The 12328-nt window shown below is 59.6% G+C and carries 9 protein-coding genes; all 9 read left to right on the forward strand.

Annotation, left to right across the window (positions count from 1 at the left end):
* The first annotated feature begins 393 nt into the window (after nucleotides 1–393).
* The 9 genes from F8N96_RS28025 to F8N96_RS28065 all read left to right on the forward strand — a co-directional run bounded on the left by F8N96_RS28025 (nucleotide 394) and on the right by F8N96_RS28065 (nucleotide 12267).
* Nucleotides 394–1110 (forward strand): SIMPL domain-containing protein, encoded by a 717-nt coding sequence (locus tag F8N96_RS28025; protein WP_150800558.1) that lies wholly within the window; start codon nucleotides 394–396, stop codon nucleotides 1108–1110.
* Between the two features lie 365 nt (nucleotides 1111–1475).
* Entirely contained in the window at nucleotides 1476–3101 is a 1626-nt protein-coding gene (locus F8N96_RS28030; RefSeq protein ID WP_150800559.1) for an ABC transporter substrate-binding protein, read from the forward strand.
* 305 nt (nucleotides 3102–3406) lie between these two features.
* Nucleotides 3407–5008: an ABC transporter substrate-binding protein gene (locus F8N96_RS28035; RefSeq protein WP_150800560.1), complete on the forward strand. Its 1602-nt coding sequence runs from the start codon at nucleotides 3407–3409 to the stop codon at nucleotides 5006–5008.
* 171 nt (nucleotides 5009–5179) lie between these two features.
* Nucleotides 5180–6613, forward strand: coding sequence for an OprD family porin (locus F8N96_RS28040; protein ID WP_150800561.1), 1434 nt, complete (start codon nucleotides 5180–5182; stop codon nucleotides 6611–6613).
* Nucleotides 6614–6690: 77 nt separating this feature from the next.
* On the forward strand, nucleotides 6691–8286 hold the full coding sequence (locus tag F8N96_RS28045; protein ID WP_150800562.1) for an ABC transporter substrate-binding protein: 1596 nt from the start codon (nucleotides 6691–6693) through the stop codon (nucleotides 8284–8286).
* 74 nt (nucleotides 8287–8360) lie between these two features.
* Nucleotides 8361–9371, forward strand: coding sequence for an ABC transporter permease subunit (locus tag F8N96_RS28050; RefSeq protein ID WP_064679756.1), 1011 nt, complete (start codon nucleotides 8361–8363; stop codon nucleotides 9369–9371).
* A 13-nt stretch (nucleotides 9372–9384) separates the two neighbouring features.
* Nucleotides 9385–10308, forward strand: a complete 924-nt coding sequence (locus tag F8N96_RS28055; protein WP_150800658.1) for an ABC transporter permease subunit — start codon at nucleotides 9385–9387, stop codon at nucleotides 10306–10308.
* Nucleotides 10309–10318: 10 nt separating this feature from the next.
* On the forward strand, nucleotides 10319–11287 hold the full coding sequence (locus tag F8N96_RS28060) for an ABC transporter ATP-binding protein (RefSeq protein ID WP_150800563.1): 969 nt from the start codon (nucleotides 10319–10321) through the stop codon (nucleotides 11285–11287).
* Nucleotides 11287–12267, forward strand: a complete 981-nt coding sequence (locus tag F8N96_RS28065) for a peptide ABC transporter ATP-binding protein (protein WP_150800564.1) — start codon at nucleotides 11287–11289, stop codon at nucleotides 12265–12267. Before F8N96_RS28060 ends, F8N96_RS28065 begins: the two co-directional genes overlap by 1 nt.
* Nucleotides 12268–12328: the final 61 nt, after the last annotated feature.

Genomic DNA, 12328 nt, shown 5'->3' on the forward strand with positions numbered 1-12328 from the left:
TACGCTTCTTCATGTATTACAACCGCACAAGGCTCCACAGCTACAACGGTTACCTATCACCGATAGCTATGGAGCAAAAGGCGGCATAAACACCGTAACCGGTGTCCGGAATTACTTGACCAGTTCAGCTTGCCAGCGAAGGTCGTTAACGATAACGCGTGCAGTCAGGACAAACGCGGCACCTGTAGGAGCTGGCTTGCCAGCGAAGGTCGTTAACGATAACGCGTGCAGTCAGGACAAACGCGGCGCCCAGGAATGCTTCGCTGGCAAGCCAGCTCCTACAGATCATCTGTATAGAAGTTGTAACTGTGCGAACCAGATCATTAAAGCTAGAGTCTGATGGTTTCACGCAGGCTCGGACCTTAACCCCTGCGCATCGCCCAAGGAGTTTTCATGCACACATTTCGCCGCAGCGCCGCCCTTCTTGCCCTAAGCGTGAGCGCCGTTGCCAGCCTCCCGGCCCTGGCCGCCGACGAGCTGCATTACAACCAGATCGCCCTGCGCGCCGAAGTCAGCCAGGAAGTGGCCCGCGACCTGATGATCGTGACCCTCTACACCGAAGCACAGAACAGCGACCCGGCCAAACTCGCCGCCGACGTCAGCACCACCATGAACAAGGCGCTGGCCCAGGCCAAGCAGGTCAAGGACATCACCCTGCGCCAGGGCAGCCGCAACAGCTACCCGATCTACGACACCAAGGGCCAGAAGATCACCGGCTGGCGTGAACGCGCCGAACTGCGCCTGGAAAGCTCGGACTTCGCCGCCCTGTCGAAATTGACCGGCGAACTGCTAACCGACCTCAAAATGGGCGGCATGGACTTCGCCATCGCCACGCCTACCCGCAAGGCCAGCGAAGACACGCTGCTCAAAGAAGCGGTCACCGCCTTCAAGGCCCGCGCCCAACTGGCCACCGACGCGCTGGGCGGCAAGGGCTACAAAATCGTCAACCTGAACCTCAACAGCAATGGTTACCCGCAGCCGTACATGCGTGGACCGATGATGATGAAAGCCGCGAGCATGGACAGCGCGCCAGTGACACCGGAAGTTGAAGCCGGCACCAGCCAGGTCAGCATGACGGCGGACGGGTCGATTGAAGTGTTGATGCCTTGATTCGCTAACCCGTACCAGTAACGGCGATCACCCACGTGATCGCCGTTTTTTTTGCCAGGCCAAAAACCACTGAGTGCCTACACTGTGGGTGGGTATAAATAAGTAACACCCGCGCCAACCGAGTGCACCAGACACCCCCGGTCGTCCGTTGCCGGTGCGCTAATTGCACCGAAAAAACCCCGCGCAAACGTTCAAATGCGCAGGTATTTATACATTTGCGACATTAAGGTACGTTCGTGCCACTGTTTAAGGCTTGTTGCTGATCGGGATCTTGCATTGGGTATGGCCCCTGCATAAGTATCCGCAGGCACGACTCACGAGGTCGTCCTCTAATTCCAAAAATGACAACAAATCATGAGGCCACCATGCTTAAACACGCGGTCATTCCGTTTTTAGTCGGCGCAAGCCTGTTAGCCAGCGCACCTTTCGCCCAAGCGGCGACTAACCTGGTGTTCTGCTCCGAAGGGAGCCCGGCCGGTTTTGATCCCGGTCAGTACACCACCGGAACCGACTTCGACGCCTCAGCAGAAACCATGTTCAACCGCCTGACTCAATTCGAGCGCGGCGGCACCGCCGTTGTTCCTGGCCTGGCGACCAGCTGGGACATTTCCCCGGACGTGCTGACCTACACCTTCCACCTGCGTGAAGGCGTGAAGTTCCACACCACCCCGTATTTCAAGCCGACCCGTGAGTTCAACGCCGACGACGTGCTGTTCACCTTTAATCGCATGATTAACAAGGATGACCCGTTCCGCAAAGCGTACCCGACCGAATTCCCGTACTTCACCGACATGGCCATGGACACCAACATCGCCAAGGTCGAGAAGGTTGACGATCGCACTGTCAAATTCGTCCTCAACAGCGTTGACGCAGCCTTCATCCAGAACCTGGCCATGAGCTTCGCCTCCATCCAGTCCGCCGAGTACGCTGCCCAGCTGCTCAAGGAAGGCAAGCCCGGCGACATCAACCAGAAGCCGATCGGCACTGGCCCGTTCGTGTTCAAGAGCTACCAGAAAGACTCCAACATCCGCTACACCGGGAACAAGGACTACTGGAAGCCTGAAGACGTCAAGATCGACAACCTGATCTTCGCCATCACCACCGACCCGTCGGTACGTATCCAGAAGCTGAAGAAAAACGAGTGCCAGATCACCTTGTTCCCTCGTCCTGCCGACCTCAAGGCACTGCGTGAAGACAAGACCCTGAAGCTGCCGGAACAGGCCGGGTTCAACCTGGGTTACATCGCCTATAACGTGATGCCCGTGCTCAAGGGCCGCACCGACAACAACCCGTTGGCCGACCTGCGGGTCCGTCAGGCGCTGGACATGTCGGTGAACAAGGCACAGATCATCGATTCGGTGTACCAGGGCGCCGGCCAGCTGGCCGTCAACGCCATGCCGCCCACCCAATGGTCCTATGACACCACCATCAAGGATGCCAAGTACGACCCTGAGAAAGCCAAGGCGCTGCTCAAGGAAGCCGGCATCAAGGAAGGGACCCAGATCACGCTGTGGGCCATGCCGGTCCAGCGTCCGTATAACCCGAACGCCAAACTGATGGCAGAAATGCTGCAGTCGGACTGGAAGAATATCGGTCTGAACGTCAACATCGTCAGCTACGAATGGGGCGAGTACATCAAGCGCTCCAAGGGCGGCGAGAACCAGGCGATGATCATCGGCTGGAGCGGCGACAACGGTGACCCGGACAACTGGCTCAACGTGCTGTTCGGCTGCGACTCGCTGAGCGGCAACAACTTCTCCAAATGGTGCGACAAGGACTTTGACAAGCTGGTCAAAGAGGCCAAGAAGACACCTGACCAGGCCAAGCGCACCGAACTGTACAAGCAGGCGCAACACGTCCTCAAAGATGCCGTTCCCATGACACCTATCGCTCACTCGACGGTGTTCCAGCCCATGCGCGCCAACGTGCAGGATTTCAAGATCAGTCCATTCGGCTTGAACTCCTTCTACGGCGTCAGCGTCAGCAAATAAGGTGGTGCAGTGGCGACGTTTTGGACGTCGCCATTGCGTTATCTACCGAGAAAGCAGGAATTTGCCTACATTCTGATCCACTGCGTACTACAGCAGCGGTTTCGGACGTGTTGCCTTTTCCCACAAGCCTTTCGGAATTTTCGTATTTACTGCCGGACCCAAGGTTCATACCGTCGGGATCTGACCAGTTAGTCCGTGGGCTCTCGGTTATTGCTGCACGTCATGGCTTGAGATCAGTGAGGCCTCCACGTCCCCCGGACGGGAAACGTCTCATTGTCAAAAACACTAAAAAAAGAGCGAGCGTCATGCGCCATTCCTTGGTTTTTTCCGCATTGCTGGGCACCGGCCTGTTGGCCGCCACTTCCATCAGCCAGGCCGCCAGTAACAGCCTGGTGTTCTGCTCCGAAGGCAGCCCCGCTGGCTTCGATACCGCGCAGTACACCACCGCGACCGATAACGACGCTGCCGAGCCGCTGTACAACCGACTGGCAGAGTTCGAAAAAGGCGCCACCAACGTAGTCCCGGGCCTGGCAACCCGTTGGGATATTTCCGAGGACGGCCTCAAGTACACTTTCCACCTACGCGAAGGAGTGAAATTTCACACCACGGCGTACTTCAAGCCGAGCCGTGACTTCAATGCCGACGACGTGCTGTTCACGTTCAATCGCATGCTCGATCCGCAGCAACCCTTCCGCAAGGCTTACCCGACCGAATTTCCGTACTTCAACGGGATGAGCCTGAACAAGAACATCGCCAAAGTCGAAAAGACCGGGCCGCTGACCGTGGTCATGACGCTCAACAGCGTGGACGCCGCGTTCATCCAGAACATCGCCATGAGTTTTGCCGCCATTCTTTCGGCCGAATACGCCGACCAGTTGCTGGCGTCCGGCAAGCCGAGCGACATCAACCAGAAACCGGTCGGCACTGGCCCGTTCGTGTTCAAGAGCTACCAGAAAGACTCCAATATCCGTTACACCGGCAACAAGCAGTACTGGGACCCGAGCCGGGTCAAGCTCGACAACCTGATCTTCGCCATCAACACCGACGCTTCCGTGCGGGTGCAGAAGCTCAAGGCCAACGAGTGCCAGATCACCCTGCATCCGCGCCCTGCCGATGTAACCGCGCTGAAGAACGATGCCAGGCTCAAGCTGATCGAGAAGCCTGGTTTCAACCTTGGCTACATCGCCTATAACGTGCGTCACAAGCCGTTCGACCAGCTCGAAGTGCGCCAGGCACTGGACATGGCGGTGAACAAGCAAGGCATCCTCAACGCCGTCTACCAGGGTGCCGGTCAACTGGCGGTCAACGCCATGCCGCCGACCCAGTGGTCCTACGATGAGACCATCAAGGATGTCGCCTACAACCCGGAAAAAGCCAGGGAATTGCTCAAGGCCGCCGGCGTCAAGGAGGGCACCGAAATCACCCTCTGGGCCATGCCGGTCCAGCGCCCCTACAACCCCAATGCCAAGTTGATGGCAGAGATGCTCCAGGCCGACTGGGCAAAGATCGGTCTCAAGGTCAAGATTGTCAGCTATGAATGGGGCGAGTACATCAAGCGCACCAAGAATGGCGAACACGACGTCAGCCTGATCGGCTGGACCGGGGACAACGGCGACCCGGACAACTGGCTCGGCACGCTTTACAGCTGCGACGCCATTGGCGGCAACAACTACTCCATGTGGTGTGATCCGGCTTACGACAAGCTGATCAAGCAGGCCAAGGTCGTCACCGACCGTGACCAGCGCACCGTGCTCTACAAACAGGCTCAGCAGTTGCTCAAGCAGCAAGTGCCGATCACGCCTGTCGCCCACTCGACGGTCAACCAGCCGTTAAGCGCCAAGGTCGAAGGGTTCAAGGTGAGTCCTTTCGGCCGCAATGTGTTCTCGGGTGTCAGCCTGGAAAAATAACCGATTAGCCACAACCGCCGGGGGGCGCTTGCGCCCCTCACGCAAGCGTATTGCCGCAATTCGTCAAATCGGCCTGCTGCAAACGTTTGCGATGCCTTGAATGCGTTTTAAACCAATAGCCGGATCACCAAAAAAAGACCGGCATAAAAAAGAAACCAAGGAGCTTCACCCATGAAACTGAGCAGCACCGCGTTACTGGCCCTGGCCATCAGCAGCGTCACCGCCACGGCGTACGCAGAATCCCAAAGCCAGGCGTTCACCCCGGTTACCGTGAAAGAGAAAAGTGCCCAGAGCGCAGCCACCGGCTTCGTCGAAGGTCAGTCGATCAGCGGCACCACGCGTAACTGGTATGCGAACGAGCAACTGAAACGGGGCGGCCAGTTCGCTTACAAGAAAAATGGCATCTCGACCGACACGGATCGTCGGATCAATTGGGTGCAAGGCACCATCATCAAATACAACTCCGGTTTCACCGAAGGCCCCGTGGGCATCAGCACCGAAGTGGCGGCGTACAACGCCATTGCCCTGGACCGTGATCGCAAGGACCTGGCGTCCAACAACGGCGGCGCACCGGGCACGCGTCCCGGCGCGGGCAACAACCGCACCCTGACCGAAGAAGGCGGCGACGCTGTCGGCCAGTGGAGCAAGCTCGGCCTGGCCAACGTCAAGGCCCGCGTGTCCAACACCACCCTGACGGCCGGTCGCCAGAACTTCAGCAGCCCGATGGTCGATGTGATCGGCAACCGTGCGCTGCCTTCGAGCTTCGAGGGTGTGAGCCTGCACAGCGAAGAGCTGGAGAATCTGTCCTTCGACGTCGGCACCTTCGATCGCAACTCTCCACGTATGGAACAGAGCCAACGCAAGTTCCGCACCGAATATGCCAACGGCATCGTTGAAAGCGATCACGTCCACACCGCCGGCATCACCTACACCCCATTTGCCAGCCTGACCACCAGCCTCTGGGCCACCCAGGCCGAAGACATCTGGAACCAGTACTACTTCGGCGCCAGCCATGTGCTGGGCGACAGCCAGGTTTTGAGCCTGACCACCGGCCTGAACTACTACAAGACCCAGGAAGAAGGCAAAGCGCTGATCGGCAATATCGACAACGACACCTACTCCCTGTCGCTCGGACTGACCCATCAGGCCCACAGCCTGACCTTCTCGTACCAGGAAATTAACGGCGACGAGTACTTCGACTACCTGCACGAAACCAACGGCATCTACCTGGCCAACTCCCTGCTGTCGGACTTCAACGGCCCGAACGAGAAATCCTTCCAGGTGGCCTATGGTCTGAACATGGCCGAATACGGCGTGCCAGGTTTGAAGTTCAACATCTACAGCGCACGCGGCTGGGGGATCGACGGTACTCACTACAAGGGTAACGAAGGCGTGGCGGGCAGAGGCTACGACGGCATCCAGGCCCAGGATGGCGAACATCACCAGGAATACGGAATCGGCACTGCGTACGCGGTGCAGAGCGGCCCGCTGAAAGCCACGGCGATCCGCGCGACCTACACGACTCACCGCGCCAGCGAAAACCAGGCGGATGGCAGCATCAACGAGTTCCGTCTCGTGACCACCATCCCGTTCAACATTCTGTAAAACGCCAGCCAGACGGCTGACTCGTCACGGGTCGGCCAACTGGATGCGGTCTTTTAACCGTTTGCAGAGGGTTCTTGATGAAAATGCTTCCCCTACGTGCGGCCATCGCTGCCGCGTTGCTGAGCGTCGCTGTTGGCGTCTCGGCCAAACCCCTGGTGGTCTGCACCGAAGCCAGCCCCGAAGGCTTCGACATGGTCCAGTACACGACAGCGGTCACCGCCGATGCAGTGGCCGAAACCATCTTCAATCGCCTGGCCGACTTCAAGCCCGGCACCACTGATGTGATTCCTGCCCTGGCAGACGCCTGGGACATCAGCGAGGACGGTCTGACCTACACTTTCCACCTGCGCAAAGGCGTCAAGTTTCACACCACCGACTACTTCAAGCCGACCCGTGACATGAATGCCGACGATGTAGTCTGGAGCTTCCAGCGTCAGCTGGACCCGAAACACCCGTGGCACAACAAGTCGAGCGTAGGCTTCCCGTACTTTGAAAGCATGGGCTTCAAGGAACTGCTCAAAAGTGTCGAGAAGCTCGACGACAGCACGGTGAAATTCACCCTGACCCGTCGCGAAGCACCGTTCCTGGCCGACATTGCCATGGCCTTTTCTTCGATCTACTCCGCCGAGTACGCCGACCACCTGCTCAAGGCCGACAAAACCGGCGATCTAAACAATAAACCGGTCGGCACCGGGCCGTTCATTTTCCAGCGCTACAACAAGGACGCCCAGGTTCGCTTCAAGGCCAACCCGGACTACTTCCGCGGCAAGCCACCGGCAGACGCACTGATCTTCGCCATCGCCACCGACAACAACGTGCGCCTGCAGAAACTCAAGGCCAACGAGTGCCAGGTCGCACTGTATCCGAAGCCGGATGACATCCCGAGCATCAAGAAAGATACCCAGCTGAAAGTCGATGAAATGAACGCGATGACCGTCGCGTATATCGCCATCAACACCACTCACAAATATTTGAGTGATGTGCGCGTACGCAAAGCCATCGACATTGCTTTCGACAAGGAAGCGGCGGTCAACGCGCTGTTTGGCAAAGGCAATGCGACGGTGGCGGTCAATCCGTACCCGGACACCTTGCTGGGCTACAACCACAGCCTGAACAACCCGCCCCGCGACCTGGGCAAAGCCCGCGCCCTGTTGAAGGAAGCCGGCGTTCCTGAGGGCACCGTGTTTACCCTGTTCACCCGCAATGGCGGTGGCGCGACCAACCCGAACCCGATGCTCGGCGCGCAAATGATGCAGGCCGACCTCGCCAAGGTCGGGATCAGGATCGACATCCGCGTGATGGAATGGGGGGAAATGCTCAAGCGCGCCAAAAACGGCGAGCACGACATGGTGTCCGCCGGATGGGCGGGCGATAACGGCGACCCGGATAACTTCCTGACGCCTATGCTCAGTTGCGAGGCCGCAAAAAACGGCGAAAACTACGCGCGCTGGTGCAACGAGAAGTTCCAGGCGCTGCTCGATGAAGCCCGGGCCAAAGTGAACCCTGCCGAACGCGCGGCGCTCTATGAGCAAGCCCAGGTCATTTTCAACCAGGACCAGCCATGGATCAGCATCGCGCATACCCGTATGTTCACCGCAATGCGCAACAACGTAGAGGGCTATAGCATTAGCCCGCTCACCACCAATAACTTCGCCACCACCCAGGTGAAGTAGATAAGAAAATTCCCGGTGTCCCTGACCCCAGGGACGCCGGGCACGCCTAACCGGCTGATGAGGTACACCACACGATGTTTAGTTTTATTGCCCGCCGACTGGGGTTGTTGATCCCTACGTTCTTCGGCATCACCTTGCTGACTTTCGCGTTGATTCGCATGATTCCGGGCGACCCCGTGGAAGTGATGATGGGTGAACGTCGGGTCGACCCCGAAATGCATGCTCAGGCAATGGAACGCCTTGGTCTGAACAAACCCCTGTATGCCCAATACCTGGATTACATCGGCAAACTGGCCCAGGGCGATCTCGGCGAATCCCTGCGCACCCGGGAAAGCGTCTGGACCGAGTTCAGCTCGCTGTTCCCCGCGACTCTGGAACTGTCCATGGCCGCCCTGCTGTTCGCCGGCATCCTGGGCCTGCTGGCCGGGGTGATCGCGGCACTCAAGCGAGGATCCCTGTTCGACCACGGGGTGATGGGCATCTCCCTGGCGGGGTATTCGATGCCGATCTTCTGGTGGGGCCTGATCCTGATCATGTTCTTCTCGGTGTCCCTGGGCTGGACCCCGGTGTCCGGGCGGATCGACCTGCTCTACGACATCGAGCCGCGGACCGGCTTCATGCTGATCGATACGCTGCTGGCCGATGACGTCGGTGCCTTCTTCGATGCCCTGCATCACCTGATCCTGCCGGCCATCGTGCTGGGTACCATCCCGCTGGCGGTGATCGCGCGGATGACCCGTTCTTCGATGCTCGAAGTGCTGCGCGAGGACTACATCCGTACCGCCCGCGCCAAAGGCCTGTCACCGTCGCGCGTGGTGTTCGTCCACGGTCTGCGTAACGCGCTGATTCCGGTGCTGACCGTGGTCGGCCTGCAAGTCGGCACATTGCTGGCCGGTGCGGTCCTGACCGAAACCATCTTCTCCTGGCCCGGCATCGGCAAATGGCTGATCGAAGCCATTGGCGCCCGGGATTATCCCGTGGTGCAGAACGGCATCCTGTTAATCGCCTGCCTGGTGATTCTGGTCAACTTCGTGGTGGACATCCTCTACGGCTTTGCCAACCCACGCATCCGTCATCAGCGCTGAGATCATCATGACCATGACCACTCCAGCTTCAACTTCAAATCAAGCGGTAACAGTCGATCAAAGCCTGCTGTACCCGTCGCCGTACAAAGAATTCTGGCACGCCTTCTCCCGCAACAAAGGCGCCGTTGCCGGCCTGATGTTCATGCTGCTGATCATTTTCTGCGCGATCTTCGCGCCCTGGGTTGCCCCGCATAACCCGAGCGAGCAGTACCGTGACTTCCTGCTGACCCCGCCGGCCTGGCTGGAAGGTGGGCAGATCCAGTTCCTGCTCGGCACCGATGAACTGGGGCGCGACCTGCTGTCGCGGTTGATCAACGGTTCGCGCCTGTCCCTGCTGATCGGTTTGTCGTCGGTGGTGATGTCGCTGATTCCGGGGATCCTGTTGGGTCTGTTCGCCGGGTTCTTCCCGCGGATTCTGGGCCCGACCATCATGCGTCTGATGGACATCATGCTGGCCCTGCCGTCCCTGCTGCTGGCCGTGGCGATTGTCGCCATCCTCGGCCCTGGCCTGATCAACACCATTATTGCCATCGCCGTGGTTTCGTTGCCGTCCTATGTTCGTCTGACCCGCGCCGCAGTGATGGGCGAACTGAACCGCGACTACGTGACCGCCGCGCGCCTGGCCGGTGCCGGTCTGCCACGCCTGATGTTCGTCACGGTGCTGCCCAACTGCATGGCGCCGCTGATCGTTCAGGCGACCCTGAGTTTCTCCTCGGCGATTCTCGATGCCGCGGCACTGGGCTTCCTCGGCCTTGGCGTACAACCGCCAACGCCTGAGTGGGGCACCATGCTGGCTTCGGCTCGCGACTACATCGAACGCGCCTGGTGGGTCGTCAGCCTGCCCGGCTTGACCATTTTGCTCAGCGTGCTGGCAATCAACTTGATGGGCGACGGCCTGCGCGATGCGCTGGACCCAAAACTCAAGAACGCCGCCTGAGGAGATTCACATGTCACTGTTGGAAATCAAGAATCTCAACGTTCGCTTCGGCGACAAGAACGCCGTACCCGTGGTCGACGGGCTCGACATTACCGTGGACAAGGGCGAAGTGCTGGCCATCGTTGGCGAATCGGGTTCCGGCAAGTCCGTGACCATGATGGCGCTGATGGGCCTGATCGAGCATCCGGGGATCGTCACCGCCGACGCCCTGAATTTCGACGGCAAGAACATGCTCAAGCTGAGCAACCGCCAGCGCCGGCAAATCGTCGGCAAAGACCTGGCCATGGTGTTCCAGGACCCGATGACCGCGCTGAACCCGAGCTACACCGTCGGTTTCCAGATAGAGGAAGTGCTGCGCCTGCACCTGAAAATGTCCGGCAAGCAAGCCCGTGCCCGCGCCATCGAACTGCTGGAAAAAGTGGAAATCCCCGGCGCCGCCAGCCGCATGAGTGCCTACCCGCATCAACTGTCCGGCGGCATGAGCCAGCGCGTTGCGATCGCCATGGCGATTGCCGGCGAACCGAAACTGTTGATCGCCGATGAGCCGACCACGGCGCTGGACGTGACCATTCAGGCGCAGATCATGGACCTGCTGCTGGCCCTGCAAAAAGAGCAGAACATGGGCCTGGTGCTGATCACCCACGACCTCGCGGTCGTGGCCGAAACCGCCCAGCGTGTGTGCGTGATGTACGCGGGGCAAGCGGTGGAAGTCGGTCAGGTGCCACAACTGTTCGACATCCCGGCCCACCCGTACAGCGAAGCGCTGCTCAAGGCGATTCCGGAACACAGCCTCGGCGCCGCGCGCCTGTCGACGCTGCCGGGCATCGTTCCCGGTCGTTACGACCGCCCGCAAGGCTGCCTGCTGTCGCCGCGCTGCCCGTACGTGCAGGAAAACTGCCGCACGCAACGTCCGGCCCTTGACCCGAAAAGCCATAGCCTCGCCCGCTGCTTCTACCCGCTGAATCAGGAGGTGGCGTAATGGCCGTCGTACTTACCGCCCGCAACCTGACCCGTCACTACGAAGTGTCCCGCGGCCTGTTCAAGGGCCACGCCACCGTGCGTGCGCTCAATGGTGTGTCGTTCGAACTGGAAGCCGGCAAGACCCTCGCGGTTGTAGGCGAGTCGGGTTGCGGCAAATCCACCCTCGCTCGCGCATTGACCTTGATCGAAGAGCCCTCCTCCGGCTCCTTGAAAATCGCCGGGCAGGAAGTTGCCGGCGCCGACAAGGCCCAGCGCAAGCAGCTGCGCAAAGACGTGCAGATGGTGTTCCAGAGCCCGTACGCCTCGTTGAACCCGCGGCAGAAAGTCGGTGATCAGCTGGCCGAACCGCTGCTGATCAATACCAATCTTTCAGCGGTTGAGCGCCGTGAAAAAGTCCAGGCGATGATGAAGCAGGTAGGCTTGCGCCCTGAGCATTACCAGCGTTATCCGCACATGTTCTCCGGCGGTCAGCGCCAGCGGATCGCCCTGGCCCGGGCGATGATGCTGCAACCGAAAGTGCTGGTGGCGGACGAACCGACTTCGGCGCTGGACGTGTCGATCCAGGCGCAGGTGCTGAACCTGTTCATGGATCTGCAGCAAGAGTTCAACACCGCCTACGTGTTCATCTCCCACAACCTGGCGGTGGTGCGGCACGTGGCTGATCACGTGATGGTGATGTACCTCGGCCGTCCGGTGGAAATGGGTCCCAAGGAAGACATCTACACCCGTCCTTTGCACCCGTACACCCAGGCGCTGTTGTCGGCGACGCCGACCATCCACCCGGACCCGGACAAGCCGAAAATCAAGATCGTCGGCGAATTGCCCAACCCGCTGAACCCGCCGTCCGGCTGTGCTTTCCACAAGCGCTGCCCGTACGCGACCGAGCGCTGCAGCACTGAAGAACCGGTCCTGCGCCTGCTCGACAGCCGCCAGGTGGCGTGCCACTACGCCGAACAGTTCCTCGACGGCGCGGCATAAGCAAACCTGTAACCGGCACAAAAAACTGTGGGAGCGAGCTTGCTCGCGAAGGCGGAGGATC

The sequence above is a fragment of the Pseudomonas fluorescens genome, assembly GCF_902497855.1.
In the GTDB taxonomy this organism is placed as follows: Bacteria; Pseudomonadota; Gammaproteobacteria; order Pseudomonadales; family Pseudomonadaceae; genus Aquipseudomonas; species Aquipseudomonas fluorescens_BI.

What these genes read in the sequence shown, in the direction of transcription:
- F8N96_RS28060 (WP_150800563.1), top strand. Translation starts at nt 10,319, where the DNA reads ATGTCACTGTTGGAAATCAAGAATCTCAACGTTCGCTTCGGCGACAAG.
- F8N96_RS28040 (WP_150800561.1), top strand. Translation starts at nt 5,180, where the DNA reads ATGAAACTGAGCAGCACCGCGTTACTGGCCCTGGCCATCAGCAGCGTC.
- F8N96_RS28055 (WP_150800658.1), top strand. Translation starts at nt 9,385, where the DNA reads ATGACCACTCCAGCTTCAACTTCAAATCAAGCGGTAACAGTCGATCAA.
- F8N96_RS28050 (WP_064679756.1), top strand. Translation starts at nt 8,361, where the DNA reads ATGTTTAGTTTTATTGCCCGCCGACTGGGGTTGTTGATCCCTACGTTC.
- F8N96_RS28030 (WP_150800559.1), top strand. Translation starts at nt 1,476, where the DNA reads ATGCTTAAACACGCGGTCATTCCGTTTTTAGTCGGCGCAAGCCTGTTA.
- F8N96_RS28035 (WP_150800560.1), top strand. Translation starts at nt 3,407, where the DNA reads ATGCGCCATTCCTTGGTTTTTTCCGCATTGCTGGGCACCGGCCTGTTG.
- F8N96_RS28045 (WP_150800562.1), top strand. Translation starts at nt 6,691, where the DNA reads ATGAAAATGCTTCCCCTACGTGCGGCCATCGCTGCCGCGTTGCTGAGC.
- F8N96_RS28065 (WP_150800564.1), top strand. Translation starts at nt 11,287, where the DNA reads ATGGCCGTCGTACTTACCGCCCGCAACCTGACCCGTCACTACGAAGTG.
- F8N96_RS28025 (WP_150800558.1), top strand. Translation starts at nt 394, where the DNA reads ATGCACACATTTCGCCGCAGCGCCGCCCTTCTTGCCCTAAGCGTGAGC.